Origin of the sequence: Streptomyces sp. NPDC051738 (assembly GCF_044453205.1) — a bacterium.
Lineage (GTDB): Bacteria > Actinomycetota > Actinomycetes > Streptomycetales > Streptomycetaceae > Streptomyces.
The window spans coordinates 462,405-481,044 of the sequence record NZ_JBITCM010000002.1 but is presented as its reverse complement, the minus strand read 5'-3'; the positions used below and the strand labels follow the sequence as shown (position 1 = coordinate 481,044).

Genomic DNA, 18,640 nt, shown 5'->3' with positions numbered 1-18,640 from the left:
CGCGGCACGCCCCCTCCACATGCCGCGCCCCGTCCCCGGCCGACCTCAGATCTCCTCCGCCACCTCCGGCAACACCCCCGTCCGAGCCGCCTTCCCGTACCAGTACGCACTCGACTTCGGCGTCCGTACGAGCGTCGAGTAGTCGACGTACACCGCCCCGAACCGCTTCTCGTACCCGTACGCCCACTCGAAGTTGTCCATCAGGGACCACAGGTAGTAGCCCCGGACATCGGCGCCGTCGGCGATCGCGCGGCGGACCGCCGTGAGGTGGCCGTGCAGGTAGGCGATGCGCTCCGGGTCGTGGACGCGGCCGTCGGGGTCCGGCTTGTCGTCGTACGCCGCGCCGTTCTCGGTGATGTAGAGGGGCAGGCCCGGTGCCTCCTGGGAGTAGCGCATGATCAGCTCGTGCAGGCCCGTCGGGTCGATCGTCCAGCCCATCTCGGTGCGTTCGCCGGGCGTCTGGTGGAAGGCGACGTCGTCCGCGCCCGGCCAGGGGGTGTGCTCGCTCGCCCCGTGGCCGTCGGCGCGCGGGCCGGACAGCTCGGTCTCCGCGGCCGAGACCAGGGCGGGGGTGTAGTAGTTCAGCCCCAGCGCGTCCAACGGCTGGTTGATCGCGGTCAGGTCGCCCTCGTGGACGTACGACCAGTCCGTCAGCAGCTCCGTCGCCGCGAACAGCGACTCCGGGTACGCCCCGTGCAGGATCGGCCCGTGGAAGACTCCGTTGGCCAGGTCGTCGATCTTCCGGGCCGCCGCCAGGTCCGCGGGGTCCTGCGACACCGGCCGTACCGTCGCGGAGTTGAGGCTGAGCGCCACCGAGTTGCGGGCCGGCATCACCGAGCGCAGGGCCGAAGTGCCGAGGCCGTGCGCGAGGTTGAGGTGGTGGGCCGCCCGCAGCGTGGCCACCGGTTCGGTACGGCCCGGCGCGTGCACGCCCGAGCCGTAGCCCAGGAACGCGCTGCACCACGGCTCGTTGAGCGTGATCCACTGCTCCACCCGGTCGCCGAGCGCCTCGCCCACGATCTGCGCGTACTCGGCGAACCGGTACGCCGTGTCGCGCTCCGGCCAGCCGCCCGCGTCCTCCAGCTCCTGCGGCAGGTCCCAGTGGTAGAGGGTGACGGCGGGCTTGATCCCCGCGGCGAGCAGCTCGTCGACCAGGCGGCGGTAGAAGTCCAGCCCCACCTGCACCGCCGGGCCCCGGCCCGTCGGCTGGACGCGCGACCAGGAGATCGAGAAGCGGTACGCGCCCAGGCCGAGGTCGGCCATCAGCGCCACGTCCTCGCGGTAGCGGTGGTAGTGGTCGACAGCGATGTCACCGTGCTCGCCGCCGGCCGTCCGGCCCGGCGTATGGCTGAAGGTGTCCCAGATCGATGGCGTACGGCCGCCCTCCCGCACCGCTCCCTCGATCTGGTACGCGGACGTCGCGGCACCCCAGAGGAAGGCGGGAGGAAAGGAGACGGGCGTTTCAGGCTCAGGCATGGAAGCGCTCCCAAGGCGGGTCGAGAAGACCGGAGTAGAGGGAAAGGGGGAAGGGGCCGAGGCGGCGGTGACTTGGCCCCCGAGCTGAGTAGCAGCGCCCCAAAGGGGCGCGGGGAACTGCGCGACCAGCCACGATGGCGCCGCAGCGAACCGACGGCCCATCGCGGCACTGCAAGCGGAGCGTTTACCCCTTGATCGCGCCCTGCATGATCCCGCCCACGATCTGCTTGCCGAACAGCAGAAACGCGATCAGCAGCGGCAACGTGCCGAGCAGGGCGCCGGCCATGATCACCGCTTGGTCGGGAACGTAGCCGGTGCCCAGCGAGTTCAGGGCGACCTGCACGGTCGGGTTCTCCTGGTTCAGGGCGATGATGGGCCACAGGAAGTCGTTCCAGGCGAACACGAAGGTCAGCAGGCCGAGTACGGCCATCGCGGGCCGGGCGGCCGGGAAGACCACGTGCCACACCACCCGCAGACTGCTCGCGCCGTCCACCCTCGCCGCCTCGATCAGCTCGCTCGGCAGCGCCTGCACCAGGTACTGCCGCATGAAGAACGTACCGAAGGCCGTGCACAGCGTCGGCAGGATGACCGTCTGGAGCTGGTTAGACCAGCCGAGGTCCGCCATCCACAGATACAGCGGTACGACCGCCAGCTGCGGCGGGATCATCATCGTGCCGATCGTCAGCAGCAGCAGGACGCCGGAGAACCGGAAGCGGAGCTTGGCGAAGGCGAACCCGGCGAGCGTGGCGAACAGCACCGTGCTGATGGTGATCGTGCCCGCGACGAACATGGTGTTGAACATCGCCTTTCCGAGCCCGGCCTCCTCCCACGCCCGGTCCATGTTCTTGAAGAGGTTCCCGCCGAACCACAGCGGCGGCGGCGTCTCCGCGAGCCGCCGGTCCGTACGCGAGGCCGCGATCGCCGTCCACACCAGCGGGGCCAGCGAGACGAGTGCGAAGACGGACAGCACGACGTAGGTGAGCGGACCGGCGTGCAGCTGCTTGCCCGCGCCCATCACCCGGGGGCGCTCGCGCTTGGGCTTCTTGGGTTCGGAATCGGCCTGAGGTGCCGTCAGTTGACTTGTACTCATTGGGACTTCCTCAGCCGTCGGGAGATCAGCAACTGGATCACGGCGACGATCAGCAGGATCAGGAACATCGACCAGGCGATCGCGGACGCCTTGCCGAGGTTGCCGATGATCCAGCCCTGGTCGTACATGTACAGACCGAGCGTCTGGTACTGGTGCTCGGAGCCGCCCTTCGAGCCGCTCACCCCGCCGAACAGCAGGGGCTCGCCGAAGAGCTGGGTCGCGCCGATCGTCGAGACGACGACCGTGAACAGGATCGTCGGCCGCAGCTGCGGGATCGTCACATGGATGAACTGCTGCCAGCGGTTGGCGCCGTCGATGGCGGCCGACTCGTACAGGTCGGCCGGGATCGCCTGCATGGCGGCGAGGTAGATCAGCGCGTTGTAGCCGGTCCACCGCCAGATCACGATCGACGAGACCGCGAACTGCGAACCCCAGTCGGACTCACGCCAGTTGACGGGGTCGATGCCGACGAACTCCAGCAGCCAGTTGATCATGCCGCCGTCCCAGGAGTACAGCAGCACGAACACCAGCGTCGCCGCCGCCACCGAGGTGGCGTACGGGGTGAGCATCACGACCCGCCACACGGTCGAGCCGCGCAGCTTGTAGTTGAGCATGTGGGCCAGGCCGATCGCCATCACCAGCTGCGGGACCGTGGAGATCACGCCGATGGTGAAGGTGTTCCACAGCGCGTTCCAGAAGAAGTCCGAGGACAGCAGGTTCTGGTAGTTGTCCAGGCCGGTCCAGGTCTGGCCGTCCAGGTTCGCCAGCTGCACGTTGTGCAGCGAGTACCAGGCCGTGTAGAGGAGCGGGATCAGCGAGAACGCCCCGAACACGATGAAGAAGGGGGCGATGAACGCGTACGGCGACGCCTTCATGTCCCAGCGGTACAGCCGGCTCCGCCAGGAGCTGTTCCCCGGCGGCGGCGTACCGCGACCGTGCGCGCGGCCGGCCGCGCCCGGCTGGTCACCGGGCGCGGCGTCGGCGCTCGACGCGGGGTGCGCGAGGGCCTCTTTGGAACTGCTCACTGGCCGAGCACGTCCTTGATCTCCTCGGACGCGGCGTCCCAGCCCTCGTCAGGGGACTTGCCCTTCTGCTCGACCTGGAGGATGCCGACGTCGGTCAGCGCGGTGTTGATCGCCTGGTCCTTGATGCCGAAGTACTGGGACGGGATGGTCTCGGCGGAGGCCGAGAAGATCTCCGTGATCGGCGCGTTGGAGAAGTACTCCGTGGTGGCGGTCGCCGGCTTCAGGGTCGAGTACGCCGACGGGGTCGACGGGAAGCTGGCCTGCTTGGCGAAGACCTTCGCCTGCTGCTCGGGCGCGGTCAGCCACTTCGCCAGCGCGATGGCCTCCTTCTGGTGCTTGCTCGACGTCGGCACGCCGATGAACGAACCGCCCCAGTTGGCCGCGGTCGGCGCCGCCGCCACGTCCCACTTGCCCTTGCCCGCGTCACCGGACTTCTCCAGGATGTAGCCGATCATCCAGGCCGGGCAGGCCACCGTGGCGAAGGTGCCGTTGGCGTAGCCCTGGTCCCACGGCTTGTCGAACTGCTTGAGCTTCGCCGACATGTCGCTGGTCGCCACGTCCATGGCGACGTCCCAGGCGTTCTTGACGCTCTTCGACTTGTCCCAGGTGACGGTGCCGTCCGTCTGGTAGTAGCGCTCGGGCTCGCCGCCGAGGGCCGCGTTGTAGACCGAGGAGGCCGAGTCCACGAACTTGGTGCCGTCGGGCGCCTTCTTCATGTACTGCTTGCCGAGGTCGACGTACTTGCCCCAGTCGCCCTTCCACTGCGCGGCGAGCTTGGTCCGGTCGGTCTCCAGGCCGGCCTTCTCGAACAGGTCCTTGCGGTAGCAGATCGCCATCGGGCCGACGTCGGTGCCGAGGCCGATCAGCTTGCCGTCCTTGGTGGTGGCCTGGGCGTTCTTCCAGTCCAGCCACTGCGACTTGTCGACCTCCTTGCCGAGGTCCACGAACTTGTCGCCCTGCGTCTCCACGGCCTCGGTGATGTTCATGACCTCGATGGCCTGGATGTCGTCGGCCCCGGCGCCGGCCTGCAGTCGGGTGAGGACCTTGGGCCAGTAGACGTCGGTGCGGGTGGTGACGTTCTCCTTGATCGTGACGTCCGGGTTGAGCTTCATGTACTCGTCGTAGAGGCCGGCCTGCTTGTAGCCGAAGGTGCCGAAGGTGCCGACGGTGAGGGTGGTCTTGCCACCCCCGCCGTTTCCACCGCCCTCGTTCCCGGAGCCGTCGTCCGAGTCCTCGGCGCAGCCGGCGAGCAGCCCTGTCGTCAGCGCGGCCGCGGCCGTGAAGGCCATCAGCCGGCGGAACCCGCGGGTACTCGTGCGCATTGCGTCCTCCTGTTGCCTGACGTGCCGACCCCCCGGCCAACGGCATTGTTGGGCCCGTTGAAACGTCATCTTGCATCGCTGCGGCTCGGGCGGGGAACGTGCGGGATGTGTATGTGTCAGGTACTGTGGGAGCGCTCCCACAGGTGATGTGTTGAAGGTTCGTCGGTCCGGGCGGGGGTGTCAAGGGAGTCGACGCGGAGAGATGCGTTCAGTTATCGGGCCGTTAACTGGACTAACCCAGCCCGTCCGGCGTTTGAGGACGAGGCCCTTTCGGGGCCGAAGCGGGGCCTGGGGGCGGCAGCCCCCAGCAACGGTCACTCTCCCTGGCAGGACTGTTAAATTCCAGGCCAGCACAGAGACAACGGCGGGAAGGCGGAGCCCATGGCAACCCACGGAGCGCGGGGCCGGAGCGGCGGCCGACCCACCCTCGAAGAGGTGGCGGCGCGCGCGGGCGTCGGCCGCGGCACCGTCTCCCGGGTGATCAACGGTTCGCCCCGGGTCAGCGACGCGACACGCGCGGCGGTGGAAGCGGCGGTCGCGGAGCTCGGCTACGTCCCCAACACGGCCGCCCGGGCCCTCGCGGCGAACCGCACGGACGCGATCGCGCTGGTCGTCCCCGAGCCGGAGACGCGTTTCTTCGCGGAGCCGTACTTCTCGGACATGCTCAAGGGCGTGGGCGCCGGGCTCGCCGACACCGAGATGCAGCTGCTGCTGATCTTCGCGGGCAGCGACCGGGAGCGGCGCAGGCTGGCCCAGTACCTGGCGGCGCACCGCGTGGACGGCGTGCTCCTGGTCTCGGTCCACGCCGACGACCCCCTGCCGGACCTGCTGGCCCAGCTGGAGATCCCGGCGGTGATCAGCGGCCCCCGCTCGGCCGCGGAGACCCTGACCTCCGTCGACTCGGACAACTACGGTGGCGGCCGCTCGGCCACCGAGCACCTGCTGGCCCGCGGCCGCTCCCGCGTCGCCCACATCACCGGCCGCCTCGACGTCTACGGTGCCCAGCGCCGCGTCGACGGCTACCGCGACGCCCTGCGCGACGCGGGGCACAAGGCGGACGAACGGCTGATCGAGCCCGGCGACTTCACGGAGGAGGGCGGCGCCGCGGCGATGAAGGCCCTGCTCGCCCGCTGCCCCGACCTGGACGCGGTCTTCGCGGCATCGGACGTGACGGCGGCGGGCGCCCGCCAGGTGCTGCGCGAGGTGGGCCGCCGTATCCCCGACGACGTGGCCCTCGTCGGCTACGACGACTCGGCCATCGCCCGCCACATGGAGCCGCCCCTCACCAGCGTCCGCCAGCCGATCGAGGAGATGGGCCGCCGAATGCTGGAGCTCCTCCTCGCCGAGATCGCGGACCGCAGGCCGGCGGTGTCGCGGGGGCTGGAGAGGCCGCAGATGGTGCTGGCGACGGAGTTGGTGATGAGGACTTCGTCCTGAGGGCAGGCTGCTCGGACCGGGCAGAGTAGGACTGCGCACGGGGCGAACGGCCCCACAGGCGACGACCGGCGCGGACTGCGGAGGATGACCATGCGTTCCTTGACCTTCGTCATCGGTACGGGACGTAGCGGCTCGACCGCGCTGTCCCGCATCCTCAACGCCCACCCGGACGTACTGAGCCTCAACGAGTTCATGGCCTCCGTGGGCGACGCGGCCTTCCCCGAAGGGACGGTGACGGGTGAGGAGTTCTGGCAGCTGCTCTACCGGCCCGCCCCTCACTTCGAGCGGATGATCCGCAGCGACCTGCCCCTCCCGGAATTCCTCTACACACGCCGCCCCGGCAGGTACACGGCGGAGACGACCGGAATCCCCGCGCTTTCCCTGATGGTGCTGCCCCACCTCACCGACGACCCGGACGGGCTTCTCGACGAACTCGGCGCGGCGGTGGTCCGCTGGCCCGAGCGCACCGCCGCCGAGCACCACCGAGCCCTGTTCGGACTGCTCTGCACGCGGTTCGGACGGACCGCCGTCGTGGAGCGGTCCGGTTACTCGACCGGCTGGGCACCGGGGCTACGGGACACGTTCCCGGACGCGAGGTTCGTGCACATGTTCAGGGACGGGCCGGACTGCGCCCTGTCCATGAGCCGCCATCCCGGATACCGCACGATCCTGCTGCTGCGCGAGATCAAGGAACGAGCCGGCATCGACAGCTTCGCCGACCTGACGCCCGAGCACGTGCGCGCGCTCCCCGCCGACCTCTCCCCGCTGCTCGACGACCGCTTCGACCCCGCCCTCGTACGCGACCGGGACATCCCCCTGCGCAGCTTCGGCGCCCTGTGGTCCGAACTCGTCACCGACGGCGCGGAGTTCCTCACCCGGCTCCCGGCCGTCCAGCGCACGACACTCGCCTACGAGGACCTCCTCGACAAGCCGGCCGAAGAACTCACCCGCCTGGCCGAGTTCCTCGGCGTCGCCCCCCGGCCGCAGTGGCTGGACACCGGGTCCGCCTTGCTCGACCACAGCCGCCGCGGCTCCGCGAGCAGGCTGCCAGCAGCCGAGTTCGCCGCCCTGACGGAGAGCTGCGCACCGGGCACCCATGCTTTGGGTGGCCTGTCCGGTGACGGTCGAACAACGCCCCAAGGGGCGCGGGGAACTGCGCGACCAGCCCCCACCCACCCGCACAGGCCGACGAAACAAGGACGGACCCCCACGTGATGCCACCTGTCACGGGGGGTCCGTTCGAGCGCCGGGGAGCCGCCCAACTCCCCAGCCCGCGCAGCTAACCGGTGGCCGTCACGCCCCGGCCGGCAGCGCGTCGCGGAAGGGCGGTCGGCCAGTGGGCCAGCGCCGCGGTCGCGGCGTACCAGGCGACCGCACCCGCGGCAACGGCGAACCAGCCGCCCACCTTGGTGAGCCCGTCGTTGTCGGCGAAGCCGGCGATCGCCATGAGGAGCAGGGACACGAAGAACAGCCCGTAGGCACCCTGACCGAGCTGGTCACCACCGGCGAGGGTGAGGGACAGCGCCACCAGGGCGAACAGCAGCAGGAACAACCCGGCCGCATTGGCGGAGACGGTCGCGTCGGCCGAGACGGCCCACGTGAACCAGAGTGCACCGAGCACCACGAACGCGGTCCCGTTCGCGCTGTCCCGGTCTCGCAGGGCCATCAGGCCGGTGACGAAGAGGGCTATGCCGCCCACGTACTGGGCGATTGATACGGCGTCAGCAGCCGACACACCGTCGATCACACCGGTGTACCCCAGCCCGAAGGCCAACAGGGTGATTCCCAGGGCGAGTCGGCCGACCACGGTGGTGATTCCGCTTCCCGCGGAGACGTCGTTGTCCACGGCGGGCTCCCTTCATGCAATGTGCTGTTGTGCGGTGACCGGTATATGCCCTTCACAAAGGCACAAACACCTCTACGCGCGAGTAGGTTCACACATCGCAAGAAGGAGCCCGCTGTCTCGAACGGCTCATCTCACCTGGGACAACGGCGAGTTACGGAATGACAACGACAGGACGCTTGGCGCGCTTGGCGAGCCGCCCGGCGACGGAGCCGAAGATCCGGCCGACGATGCCGTGCGTGGAGCCGACGACGATCGCGTCCGCCTCGTACTCCCGCCCGACCTCTTCGAGTTCGTGGCAGATGTCGCCGCCGCGCTCGACGAGGATCCAGGGCACCTCGGCGAGATAGTCGGCGCAGGCGAGTTCGAGGCCGAGCACCTCGGTCCGGTGGTCCGGCACGTCGACGAAGACCGGCGGCTCGCAGCCGGCCCACACCGTGGTGGGCAGCCGGTTGGCGACGTGGACGATGATCAGGCCCGACCCGGAGCGATGGGCCATGCCGATGGAGTACGCGAGGGCGCGCTCGCTGGAGGTGGAGCCGTCGAAGCCGACTACGACGCCGTGCTTGAAGGCGGGGTCGCAGGAGTGGCGTGGCTCTTCCGCCGCCAGGGGCTCGGCCGCCGTGGGGTCGGCGACGGGCCGCTTGCGGTCCGCGGGTTCGAAGAATTCGTGACCGGCCATGGATGTCTCGGCGTAGTGATCCTTTATGGGTGGGCCCCGCGAGCGGAGCTCGCTGACGGATGCAGCGGTGAGGTGCGGCGGAGCTGTGTCCGGGAATGGTCTTCCCAACCCCATACCCCAAGGGTACGGCGGCACGCCTCCTTAGCCCAGATCCCCGCTCACGGTCGGTGCGGGTTCCAGGGAGCATGCACGAGGGGACGCCCGTCACGCAATGGTTGCTGCGGTGTACAGGCGGTTTGCACAGGATTCACTTGCCCGGCATGGCCCGGACCAGTGACCGACCGCTCGAACGGGCGTTGATCACCGTGATCCACCCCCCAGGGAGCCCAGGGAGCACGCACGCATGGCCGGACCCCGCACCACCTTCGAGGACAGCGCCACCGTGGTCCGGTGGGCGGTCTTCTGCTGCGTCCTGGTCCCCGTGGTCCTCCTTTGGTACGGCACCTCCCTGGCCGGCGCCACCGGCACGGCCCTCGGTCTCGCGGCCGTGACGGCGGTGTGCCGCGTGCTGCTGCGCGAATCGGAACGCGGCGCGGCGCGCCTGCGGGACGACGCGGCCCGTATGAAGGACGAGGAACGGGCCGGCCCGGTGCCCTCGCGTCGCGGACGCCACCACAGGACCGGAACCGGGGCCCATAGAGGCGGACGTCACAGTGGGGGAAATACACCGGTCGGTTGACCGGTTTCCGCGCACGGGGACGTTGCTTTTCAGCCAACTTCTGGCGTGCAAGCATCCCCCGCCCAGAACACCCCCCAACCCCCGTTCCACCTGCACGGAAAGGGCCTCAGGGGACCTGCGCACCCTACGTGGATTGGCCACTGCGACAAGGCGCACTTCCCTGCACGGCCCGTGAGTGCAACGCTTCGTGATCGAATGCTTCACGCCAAGTTGCCAAGTCGACAATGTGCCGAGTGCCGAACCGGCCACTGCGGCGCGACGCGACACAGTAGATTCGATCTTGACTGTCTACGGCGGGGGACTCGTGCAGGACCGAGGGGAAACGTGCAGGAGCGACACAACCGAGGAGCCGCGACCACCGAGGGGGGCTTAGCAGTATGAGCCACGACTCCACTGCCGCGCCGGAAGCTGCGGCCCGGAAACTGTCCGGGCGACGCCGCAAGGAGATCGTCGCGGTGCTGCTGTTCAGCGGCGGCCCCATCTTCGAGAGTTCCATACCACTGTCGGTGTTCGGGATCGACCGCCAGGACGCCGGCGTGCCGCGCTACCGCCTTCTGGTGTGCGGCGGTGAGGAAGGCCCGCTGCGGACCACAGGGGGCCTGGAACTCTCCACGCCACATGGCCTGGAGGCGATCTCGCGGGCGGGCACGGTCGTCGTGCCGGCCTGACGCTCGATCACCTCGCCACCGCCCGAGGACGCGCTCGACGCACTGCGCCGGGCGCACGAGGAAGGTGCCCGCATAGTCGGGCTGTGCACCGGCGCCTTCGTCCTCGCCGCGGCGGGCCTGCTGGACGGCCGCCCCGCGACGACGCACTGGATGTACGCACCGACGCTGGCCAAGCGCTACCCGTCGGTGCACGTGGATCCGCGAGAACTCTTCGTGGACGACGGTGACGTCCTGACGTCGGCGGGCACAGCGGCCGGAATCGATCTCTGTCTCCACATCGTGCGGACGGACCACGGCAACGAGGCGGCCGGAGCTCTGGCCCGCCGCCTGGTGGTCCCGCCACGCCGGGCCGGCGGTCAGGAGCGCTACCTCGACAGGTCTTTACCAGAGGAGATCGGCGCCGACCCGCTGGCCGAGGTCGTCGCCTGGGCGCTGGAGCACCTCCACGAGGCGTTCGACGTCGAGACGCTGGCGGCACGCGCGTACATGAGCCGTCGCACCTTCGACCGCCGCTTCCGCTCGCTGACCGGCAGCGCCCCGCTGCAGTGGCTGATCACCCAGCGGGTGCTCCAGGCCCAGCGCCTGCTGGAGACGTCGGACTACTCGGTGGACGAGGTCGCGAGCCGCTGCGGCTTCCGCTCACCGGTGGCACTGCGCGGGCACTTCCGGCGCCAGCTCGGCTCGTCGCCGGCGGCGTACCGGGCGGCGTACCGCGCGCGGCGTCCGCAGGCCGAGAGGCCGACGGACCCGGAGCCCAGCGTCGGCCCACCCGCGCCGCCGGGCCCACCGCCGTCGCCCTACCCGGACAGTGGCCCGGTCCCGCTCCAGACCCGCCGCACACCGGCACCGAGCACGCTCGGCGCGACCGCGTCGCTGTCGGTGCCGGGGGAGAACGGCCGCGAGGCGTACGCGACGAGCCGGGCGAGTCTGCCGGGGCAGCGCAGCGGATCGTGACGTGACCTTGTGACGCCGGACGGGCATCCCAGCCCGTCCGGCGTTCTGAGAACGAGGTCCGGGCATCCCAAAAGGCGACGCCAGCTTTAGGGTGGTCGCATGAACGATCGCATGGTGTGGATCGACTGCGAGATGACCGGCCTCTCGCTGTCCGACGACGCGCTCATCGAGGTTGCCGCCCTCGTCACCGACTCCGAGCTGAACGTCCTCGGCGAGGGGGTGGACATCGTCGTCCGCCCGCCGGACTCGGCGCTGGAGACGATGCCGGAGGTGGTGCGTCAGATGCACACCGCGTCCGGCCTGCTCGACGAACTCGCCGGTGGCACGACGCTGGCGGACGCCGAGGCGCAGGTCCTGGCGTACGTACGCGAACACGTCAAAGAACCCGGCAAGGCCCCGCTGTGCGGCAACTCCGTCGGCACCGACCGCGGCTTCCTGCTGCGCGACATGCCGACACTGGAGGACTACCTCCACTACCGCATCGTCGACGTCTCCTCGATCAAGGAGCTGGCGCGCCGGTGGTACCCGCGGGCGTATTTCAACAGCCCCGAGAAGAACGGCAACCACCGCGCCCTCGCCGACATCCGCGAATCCATCGCCGAACTCCGCTACTACCGCGAGGCCGTCTTCGTGCCCCAGCCCGGCCCGGACTCGGACACGGCGAAGTCGATCGCCGCGAAGCACGTTCTGCCTGCTCAGTAGGGGTGCGAGGGGGGTGCAAGGGGGCGCCGCGGAATCTGTGCGCGAGCACCCCTTCGGACCCTGTACACTTTTTCTCGGCCGGTCGGGGAAACCCAGAGCCGGTCATGGTGGGTGTAGCTCAGCTGGTAGAGCACCTGGTTGTGGTCCAGGATGCCGCGGGTTCGAGTCCCGTCACTCACCCTCACCCTTCAGCCGGTGACTTCATCGAAGTCACCGGCTGAGGTGTTTCCCGGGAACAGAGCGGACCCCCACGTGATCAGGGGCATCACGTGGGGGTCCGCTCATTCCGCCGGCCTGGACTACTCCACCGTCACCGACTTCGCGAGGTTCCTCGGCTTGTCGATGTCGCGGCCGAGAGCCAATGCCGTGTGGTAGGCGAGGAGTTGCAGCGGGATGCCCATCAGGATCGGGTCCAGTTCGTCCTCGTTCTTCGGGACCACGATCGTCTGGTCGGCCTTCTCCTGGTGCTGGTGGGCCACCGCGAGGATCTTGCCGCTGCGGGCCTTGATCTCCTCCATGGCGGCGCGGTTCTTCTCCAGGAGGTCGTCGTCGGGGACGATCGCGACCGTGGGGAGGGCCGGCTCGATCAGGGCCAGCGGGCCGTGCTTGAGCTCGGAGGCCGGGTAGGCCTCGGCGTGGATGTAGGAGACCTCCTTGAGCTTGAGGGAGGCCTCGCGGGCGACCGGGTAGCCGCGGACACGGCCGATGAAGAGCATCGAGCGGGCCTCGGCGTACTGCTGGGCCAGCTTCTCGATCTCCGCCTCCTGCTTCATGATCTCGGAGATCTGGGCGGGCAGCTTGCGCAGGCCCTCGATGATGCGCTTGCCGTCGCGGACCGAGAGGTCGCGGGTACGGCCGAGGTGGAGGGCCAGGAGGGCGAAGGCGACCGTCGTGTTCGTGAAGCACTTCGTCGAGACCACACAGACCTCGGGGCCCGCGTGGACGTAGATGCCGCCGTCCGCCTCGCGCGCGATCGCCGAGCCGACGACGTTCACCACGCCCAGCACCCGCGCGCCCTTGCGCTTCAGCTCCTGGACGGCCGCGAGGACGTCGTACGTCTCGCCCGACTGGGAGACCGCGATGTACAGGGTGTCGGGGTCCACCACGGCGTTGCGGTAGCGGAACTCCGACGCCGGCTCGGCGTCCGCGGGGATGCGGGCCAGCTCCTCGATCATCTGGGCGCCGATCATGCCCGCGTGGTACGAGGTGCCGCAGCCGAGGATCTTCACGCGGCGGATCTGGCGGGCCTCACGGGCGTCCAGGTTGAGGCCGCCGAGGTGCACGGTGGAGAAGCGGTCGTCGATGCGGCCGCGCAGGACGCGGTCCACGGCGTCGGCCTGCTCGTGGATCTCCTTGTGCATGTAGGTGTCGTGGCCGCCCATGTCGTAGGACGCCGCTTCCCACTCGACCGTCGTGGGCTCCGCCGTCGTGCGCGTGCCCTCCGTCGTGTACGTGCGGAAGTCGTCGGCCTTCAGGGTGGCCATCTCGCCGTCGTCCAGCGTCACTATCTGCCGGGTGTGGGCGACCAGGGCCGCGATGTCCGAGGCGACGAACATCTCCTTCTCGCCGATGCCGAGGACGACCGGGGAGCCGTTGCGGGCGACGACGATGCGGTCCGGGAAGTCGGCGTGCAGGACGGCGATGCCGTACGTGCCCTCGATGAGGCGCAGGGTCTCGCGGACCTTGTCCTCCAGCTTCTCCGCCTGGGAGCGGGCGATGAGGTGGACGAGGACCTCGGTGTCGGTCTCGGAGAGGAACTCGACGCCGTCCGCCTCCAGCTTGCGGCGCAGGTCGGTGGCGTTGTCGATGATGCCGTTGTGGACGACGGCGACCTTGCCCTCGGCGTCCAGGTGCGGGTGGGCGTTCAGGTCGGAAGGGGCGCCGTGGGTGGCCCAGCGGGTGTGGGCGATGCCGGTCGTGCCCTTGAAGCGGGCCGGGACCTTGGCCTCCAGGTCGCGTACCCGGCCCTTGGCCTTGACCGTCTTCAGGCCCGCCGCCTTCGGGGAGGTGACGGCGATGCCCGCCGAGTCGTAGCCGCGGTACTCCAGGCGCTGAAGGCCCTCCAGCAGGAGGGGCGCCACGTCACGCTTCCCGATGTATCCGACGATTCCGCACATATATATAGGTATCCCTAGCCGTAGACGATCCGGCGCAGCTGGCGGAGCGTGAGCTCCGGTGGGGCCACCGCCCGGTATTTCAGGTCCGCCTCGATCCGTTCGAAGATCGTCGCGTTCACCAGGCCCTGGGCCTGGAGCTCGCGATGGCGGCGACGGACGAACTCCTCGGTCGTCTCGTCGAAGTAGGCGAGCACGTCCTGGATCACCCGCAGCGCCTCGCCCCGCTGGAGGGGCGTGCTGCGGGTCAGGTGATCAACAAGGTCGTCGTGCACTCGGTAGATCCTGGGGTATTGGGGGCCGCTTCGCAAGAATCCTGCCCGATTTCGGGCAAGAGAGTGTCAGAGGCCTTTGGGGGAGTTATGGAACAGCCATGGGTGTTCGTTGGGCGGTTGTTCCGCGGGCGGATGTTTGCACCGACCAGCTTGTGGCGCCATGGACATTCCTCGTATGGGAGTACCCGAGCAGCTCGCCGAGCGCATGAGCATGGCCGAGCAGCACGAGTACCTGCGCGCCAAGTTCTCCCGGCGCAACATGATCAGAGGCGGCGCCGTCACGCTCGGCGCCGTCACGGGTGGCGCCTTCGTGCCGGGCGCCACCGCACAGGCCGCCGTACCCCCGCAGACGGCGCCGCGCACCGAGACCGTCGACGGCGCCCTCGTCGCCCCCTTCGGCCGCCACCTCGCCTACGGCAACGACGCACGCACCGAGATGACCGTCTCGTGGCAGGTCCCCGTCACCGTCAAGAAGCCGTTCGTCCGGATCGGCGCCCACCCCTGGGACCTCTCCCGCAAGATCGAGGCCGAGGTCCGCACCCTCTACACGCCGGCCGGCGTCGGGGCGAGTGCCGACCACACGCAGTACTACGTCCATGCCAAGCTGGCCCACCTCAAGCCCGGCCGGACGTACTACTACGGTGTCGGCCACCAGGGCTTCGACCCCGCCGAGCCGCACCTCCTGGGCACCCTCGGCACCTTCACCACCGCCCCCGCGCACAAGGCGCCGTTCACCTTCACGGCCTTCGGCGACCAGGGCGTCAGCTACCACGGCCTGGCCAACGACAGCCTGCTCCTCGGCCAGAACCCGGCGTTCCACCTGCACGCCGGCGACATCGCCTACGCCGACCCGGCCGGCCAGGGCAAGTCCGCCGACACCGGCTTCGACTCGCGGGTGTGGGACCAGTTCCTGGCCCAGACCGAGTCCGTCGCCAAGTCGGTGCCGTGGATGGTGTCGTACGGCAACCACGACATGGAGGCCTGGTACTCGCCGGGCGGCTACGGCGGCGAGGAGGCCCGCTTCGCGCTCCCCGACAACGGGCCGGACAAGAAGAACCTGCCGGGCGTGTACTCCTTCGTCCACGGCAACACCGCGATCATCTCGCTCGACCCGAACGACGTGTCGTACGAGATCCCCGCCAACCTCGGCATCTCCGGCGGCACGCAGACCAAGTGGTTCGAGGCGCAGCTGAAGAAGTTCCGGGCGGCCCACGGCATCGACTTCGTGGTCGTGTTCTTCCACCACTGCGCGTACTGCACCTCCACGGCGCACGCCTCGGAGGGGGGTGTGCGCCAGGAGTGGGTGCCGCTGTTCGAGAAGTACCAGGTGGACCTCGTCATCAACGGCCACAATCACCAGTACGAGCGCACGGACGTGATCAAGGGCAACGAGGTCGTCAAGAAGCTCCCGATCGGCGGCACGGCCTACCCCGAGACCGAGGGTGTCGTCTACGTCACCGCGGGCGCGGCCGGCCGCAGCCTCTACGCGTTCACCGCGCCGGACTCCTACGAGGGGCACGAGAACGAGCAGGACTCCGTGGCCTCCTTCGTCAACCTCAAGGACGGAAAGCAGAACGAGACGGTCGCCTGGTCGCGCGTGCGCTACCTGAACTACTCGTTCCTGCGCGTGGACGTCGAGCCCGCGGCGCGCGGGCGCTACGCCAAGCTGGTCGTGTCGGGCATCGCCGAGACCGGTGACCGTATCGACCACTTCACGGTGGCGCGCCGGGCGAAGTAGCCCTCACATCCGTTTGAGAACCGCCTGCTTGGCCAGTGTGAACTCCTCGTCCGTCAGCACGCCCGTGCGATGGAGTTCGCCGAGTTCGCGCAGGCGGCGCAGCAGGGCGTCGTGGTCGTCCTCGGTGGGCGCGACCGGAGGGGAAGGCAGTTCCGGTCGCGCGTTCGGTACGTCCGCGGCGCCCGGCCCGGCCGGGTGCGGCAGCCTGGCCTGGACCGCCGCCGCGACCAGGGCCATCAGCGGGTCCTTCTTGAAGCCCCACAGCTCGACCGAGTTCGGGTCGTACTTGGGCGGGGCCTTGGTGGGCGCGTTCCTGACGGTGAAGCGGAGGTGGCCGTTCTCCAGGCCCGCCGCCGGATGCCACTCCACCGCCACGATGTCGGTGAGCGTGAGGGAGCGGCTGCCGGCGGCGGCCTTGGCGTCCTCCGTCTTCCAGTTCCACTCCAGGCGGATGTGCTCGCCGTCGAAGCTCGCGGTGCCGTCCCCGGCGGAGACCGACAGGGGGACGGACGGGCCCGGCACCAGATACGCGTCGACCGGGTCGGCGGGGACCTGGTCCAGCAGCAGGGCGCTGCGCACCTCGTCCACGAAGTACTCGGCGACGCCGTAGCGGTCGGACTCCACGATCAGCTGGTACGGGTCGTTGGGCTCGGTCAGCCGGCCGCCCGTGGCGTGCAGCAGCGGGTCGGCGCCGTCGCGCAGGCGCAGCCGCAGCCGCCCGGCCTTCCTGCCCTGCTCGAAGGAGACCCCCGCCAACGCCCCCAAGGGGACGACCAGTTCACCCAGCGTCTTGCGGAACAGGCTGACGTTCTTGTCCCGTCCTGGAGTCAGCCGCAGTGCGTCGCCGTCGAAGACCCACGTGCCGTCCTTCTGGAGGATTTCCGCCATGGGGTGGATTGTTCCACCAGTCTCACGAGAGAGTGGTCCAGACCTCTTGGAGCTCGACGGCTCATGAAAGGGACACGCTTGTGAGAGAAGGCCGTGTCAGACCCCACCACAGAACACTTCGCCTGCTCGGTTCCCTGCTGCTGCTCGCGACGGGCGTCTCCTTGACAGGGGCCGCTCCCGCGCAGGCGGCAACGCCCACCCCGCTCGACCGCGTGGTCCCCGCGCCCGCGTCGGTCGCCCCGAGCGGATCCCCCTACCGGATCACCCGCGACACCCGCATCCGCGTCGACGACTCCCGTGAGACCCGTCGCGTCGGCGAGTACCTCGCGACCGTCCTGCGCCCCTCCACCGGCTACCGCCTCCCCGTCACCGCCCACGGCGCCGGCGGCATCCAACTGCGCCTCGCCAAGGGCTCGTACGGCGCCGAGGGCTACCGCCTCGACAGTGGCCGCAAGGGCGTCACCATCACCGCCGCCCGGCCCGCAGGCCTCTTCCACGGCGTCCAGACCCTGCGCCAGCTGCTCCCGGCGGCCGTCGAGAAGGACTCCGTCCAGCCCGGCCCCTGGCTGGTCTCGGGCGGCACGATCAAGGACACCCCGCGCTACGGCTGGCGCGGCGCGATGCTCGACGTCTCCCGGCACTTCTTCACCGTCGACCAGGTCAAGCGCTATATCGACCAGCTCGCCCTGTACAAGATCAACAAGCTGCATCTGCACCTCAGCGACGACCAGGGCTGGCGCATCGCCATCGACTCCTGGCCGCGTCTGGCGACCTACGGCGGCTCGACGCAGGTCGGCGGCGGCCCCGGCGGCCACTACACCAAGGCCGACTACAAGGAGATCGTCCGGTACGCCTCCTCCCGCTACCTGGAGGTCGTCCCCGAGATCGACATGCCCGGCCACACGAACGCCGCGCTGGCCTCCTACGCCGAGCTGAACTGCGACGGCGTCGCGCCCCCGCTCTACACCGGCACCGAGGTCGGCTTCAGCTCGCTGTGCGTCGGCAAGGACATCACGTACGACTTCGTGGACGACGTGATCCGGGAGCTGGCCGCGCTCACGCCGGGGAAGTATCTGCACATCGGCGGGGACGAGGCGCACTCCACCAGCCACGAGGACTATGTGACGTTCATGGACCGGGTGCAGCCGCTCGTCGCCAAGTACGGCAAGACGGTGGTCGGTTGGCACCAGCTGACCGGCGCGACTCCGGCGAAGGGTGCGCTTGCGCAGTACTGGGGGCTGGACGGCACCAGTGCGGAGGAGAAGGCGCAGGTCGCTGCCGCCGCGCGGAACGGGACCGGGATCATTCTGTCTCCGGCCGACCGGATCTACCTCGACATGAAGTACACCGCCGACACTCCGCTGGGGCTGGACTGGGCCGGGCTGGTGGAAGTGAAGCGGTCGTACGACTGGGATCCCGGCGACTACCTTCCGGGGGCGCCTTCTTCGGCGGTCCGGGGTGTCGAGGCGCCGCTGTGGACGGAGACGATCACCAAGTCGGCCGACATCGAGTACATGGCCTTCCCGAGGCTGGCGGGCGTGGCCGAGCTGGGCTGGTCGCCGGCTTCCACGCATGACTGGGAGGGTTACAAGGAGCGGCTTGCTGCGCAGGCTGAGCGGTGGGAGGCGTTGGGGATTAGCTACTACCGATCGCCGCAGGTTCCTTGGTGATTCGTCTGACCGCCGGTGGGGGCTGGTCGCGCAGTTCCCCGCGCCCCTAAAAGACAGGGGCGCGCACGCCCCGGACG

Annotated in this window: 15 protein-coding genes, 1 tRNA gene and 1 pseudogene; 8 read left to right on the top strand and 9 right to left on the bottom strand. The window is 69.5% G+C overall.

All coding sequences use genetic code 11. The features are described from left to right. Window positions 1–45: 45 nt before the first annotated feature. The 4 genes from ACIA8X_RS06720 to ACIA8X_RS06705 form a co-directional block, all read right to left on the bottom strand. Window positions 46–1,476 (bottom strand): GH1 family beta-glucosidase, encoded by a 1,431-nt coding sequence (locus ACIA8X_RS06720; protein ID WP_393457611.1) that lies wholly within the window; start codon window positions 1,474–1,476, stop codon window positions 46–48. Window positions 1,477–1,660: 184 nt separating this feature from the next. Continuing rightward, a complete protein-coding gene (locus ACIA8X_RS06715) occupies window positions 1,661–2,566 on the bottom strand; it encodes a carbohydrate ABC transporter permease (RefSeq protein WP_393457614.1) in 906 nt (301 codons plus the stop codon). Further along, entirely contained in the window at window positions 2,563–3,591 is a 1,029-nt protein-coding gene (locus ACIA8X_RS06710; protein ID WP_399457909.1) for a carbohydrate ABC transporter permease, read from the bottom strand. Before ACIA8X_RS06710 ends, ACIA8X_RS06715 begins: the two co-directional genes overlap by 4 nt. Beyond that, the gene (locus ACIA8X_RS06705) at window positions 3,588–4,913 is read right to left on the bottom strand and encodes an ABC transporter substrate-binding protein (protein WP_393452059.1); all 1,326 of its coding nucleotides are present in this window, start codon (window positions 4,911–4,913) and stop codon (window positions 3,588–3,590) included. Before ACIA8X_RS06705 ends, ACIA8X_RS06710 begins: the two co-directional genes overlap by 4 nt. Window positions 4,914–5,294: 381 nt before the next feature. Here ACIA8X_RS06705 and ACIA8X_RS06700 point away from each other — a divergent pair, with 381 nt between their 5' ends. Both ACIA8X_RS06700 and ACIA8X_RS06695 read left to right on the top strand, forming a co-directional pair. Then, window positions 5,295–6,350 carry a LacI family DNA-binding transcriptional regulator gene (locus tag ACIA8X_RS06700; protein ID WP_399457908.1) on the top strand — a complete coding sequence of 352 codons (1,056 nt, stop codon included), beginning with the start codon at window positions 5,295–5,297 and terminating at the stop codon, window positions 6,348–6,350. A 90-nt stretch (window positions 6,351–6,440) separates the two neighbouring features. Further along, window positions 6,441–7,565: a sulfotransferase family protein gene (locus tag ACIA8X_RS06695; protein WP_399457907.1), complete on the top strand. Its 1,125-nt coding sequence runs from the start codon at window positions 6,441–6,443 to the stop codon at window positions 7,563–7,565. A 64-nt stretch (window positions 7,566–7,629) separates the two neighbouring features. Here ACIA8X_RS06695 and ACIA8X_RS06690 read toward each other — a convergent pair whose 3' ends face one another. Then, window positions 7,630–8,196, bottom strand: coding sequence for a GPR1/FUN34/YaaH family transporter (locus ACIA8X_RS06690; protein WP_399457906.1), 567 nt, complete (start codon window positions 8,194–8,196; stop codon window positions 7,630–7,632). Window positions 8,197–8,347: 151 nt separating this feature from the next. Continuing rightward, the gene (locus tag ACIA8X_RS06685; RefSeq protein ID WP_093908257.1) at window positions 8,348–8,875 is read right to left on the bottom strand and encodes a universal stress protein; all 528 of its coding nucleotides are present in this window, start codon (window positions 8,873–8,875) and stop codon (window positions 8,348–8,350) included. A gap of 343 nt (window positions 8,876–9,218) precedes the next feature. Here ACIA8X_RS06685 and ACIA8X_RS06680 point away from each other — a divergent pair, with 343 nt between their 5' ends. The 4 genes and pseudogenes from ACIA8X_RS06680 to ACIA8X_RS06665 all read left to right on the top strand — a co-directional run bounded on the left by ACIA8X_RS06680 (window position 9,219) and on the right by ACIA8X_RS06665 (window position 12,058). After that, on the top strand, window positions 9,219–9,554 hold the full coding sequence (locus ACIA8X_RS06680) for a hypothetical protein (RefSeq protein ID WP_393452047.1): 336 nt from the start codon (window positions 9,219–9,221) through the stop codon (window positions 9,552–9,554). A gap of 377 nt (window positions 9,555–9,931) precedes the next feature. After that, window positions 9,932–11,176: pseudogene (locus ACIA8X_RS06675) on the top strand (GlxA family transcriptional regulator). 99 nt (window positions 11,177–11,275) lie between these two features. After that, window positions 11,276–11,878, top strand: coding sequence for an oligoribonuclease (gene orn / locus ACIA8X_RS06670; protein WP_393452038.1), 603 nt, complete (start codon window positions 11,276–11,278; stop codon window positions 11,876–11,878). Between the two features lie 107 nt (window positions 11,879–11,985). After that, window positions 11,986–12,058, top strand: a tRNA-His gene (locus tag ACIA8X_RS06665). 119 nt (window positions 12,059–12,177) lie between these two features. Here the strand turns inward: ACIA8X_RS06665 and glmS are convergent. Beyond that, window positions 12,178–13,995 (bottom strand): glutamine--fructose-6-phosphate transaminase (isomerizing), encoded by a 1,818-nt coding sequence (glmS, locus tag ACIA8X_RS06660; protein WP_393452035.1) that lies wholly within the window; start codon window positions 13,993–13,995, stop codon window positions 12,178–12,180. A gap of 14 nt (window positions 13,996–14,009) precedes the next feature. Then, on the bottom strand, window positions 14,010–14,267 hold the full coding sequence (locus ACIA8X_RS06655; protein WP_093908262.1) for a hypothetical protein: 258 nt from the start codon (window positions 14,265–14,267) through the stop codon (window positions 14,010–14,012). Window positions 14,268–14,442: 175 nt separating this feature from the next. On the opposite strand from ACIA8X_RS06655, the gene ACIA8X_RS06650 reads away from it, so the two are divergent. Further along, window positions 14,443–16,005: a purple acid phosphatase family protein gene (locus tag ACIA8X_RS06650; protein WP_399457905.1), complete on the top strand. Its 1,563-nt coding sequence runs from the start codon at window positions 14,443–14,445 to the stop codon at window positions 16,003–16,005. A 3-nt stretch (window positions 16,006–16,008) separates the two neighbouring features. Here the strand turns inward: ACIA8X_RS06650 and ACIA8X_RS06645 are convergent, their stop codons facing one another. Continuing rightward, window positions 16,009–16,893 carry a DUF4429 domain-containing protein gene (locus tag ACIA8X_RS06645; RefSeq protein ID WP_399457904.1) on the bottom strand — a complete coding sequence of 295 codons (885 nt, stop codon included), beginning with the start codon at window positions 16,891–16,893 and terminating at the stop codon, window positions 16,009–16,011. Window positions 16,894–16,973: 80 nt separating this feature from the next. Between ACIA8X_RS06645 and ACIA8X_RS06640 the strand changes: the two genes are divergently transcribed. Further along, window positions 16,974–18,563 carry a beta-N-acetylhexosaminidase gene (locus ACIA8X_RS06640; RefSeq protein ID WP_399457903.1) on the top strand — a complete coding sequence of 530 codons (1,590 nt, stop codon included), beginning with the start codon at window positions 16,974–16,976 and terminating at the stop codon, window positions 18,561–18,563. Window positions 18,564–18,640 lie beyond the last annotated feature (77 nt).

Coding starts and splice junctions, on each gene's coding strand:
- ACIA8X_RS06720 (WP_393457611.1), bottom strand. CDS start 1,476: ATGCCTGAGCCTGAAACGCCCGTCTCCTTTCCTCCCGCCTTCCTCTGG.
- ACIA8X_RS06715 (WP_393457614.1), bottom strand. CDS start 2,566: ATGAGTACAAGTCAACTGACGGCACCTCAGGCCGATTCCGAACCCAAG.
- ACIA8X_RS06705 (WP_393452059.1), bottom strand. CDS start 4,913: ATGCGCACGAGTACCCGCGGGTTCCGCCGGCTGATGGCCTTCACGGCC.
- ACIA8X_RS06700 (WP_399457908.1), top strand. CDS start 5,295: ATGGCAACCCACGGAGCGCGGGGCCGGAGCGGCGGCCGACCCACCCTC.
- ACIA8X_RS06695 (WP_399457907.1), top strand. CDS start 6,441: ATGCGTTCCTTGACCTTCGTCATCGGTACGGGACGTAGCGGCTCGACC.
- ACIA8X_RS06685 (WP_093908257.1), bottom strand. CDS start 8,875: ATGGCCGGTCACGAATTCTTCGAACCCGCGGACCGCAAGCGGCCCGTC.
- ACIA8X_RS06680 (WP_393452047.1), top strand. CDS start 9,219: ATGGCCGGACCCCGCACCACCTTCGAGGACAGCGCCACCGTGGTCCGG.
- orn (WP_393452038.1), top strand. CDS start 11,276: ATGAACGATCGCATGGTGTGGATCGACTGCGAGATGACCGGCCTCTCG.
- glmS (WP_393452035.1), bottom strand. CDS start 13,995: ATGTGCGGAATCGTCGGATACATCGGGAAGCGTGACGTGGCGCCCCTC.
- ACIA8X_RS06650 (WP_399457905.1), top strand. CDS start 14,443: ATGGGAGTACCCGAGCAGCTCGCCGAGCGCATGAGCATGGCCGAGCAG.
- ACIA8X_RS06645 (WP_399457904.1), bottom strand. CDS start 16,893: ATGGCGGAAATCCTCCAGAAGGACGGCACGTGGGTCTTCGACGGCGAC.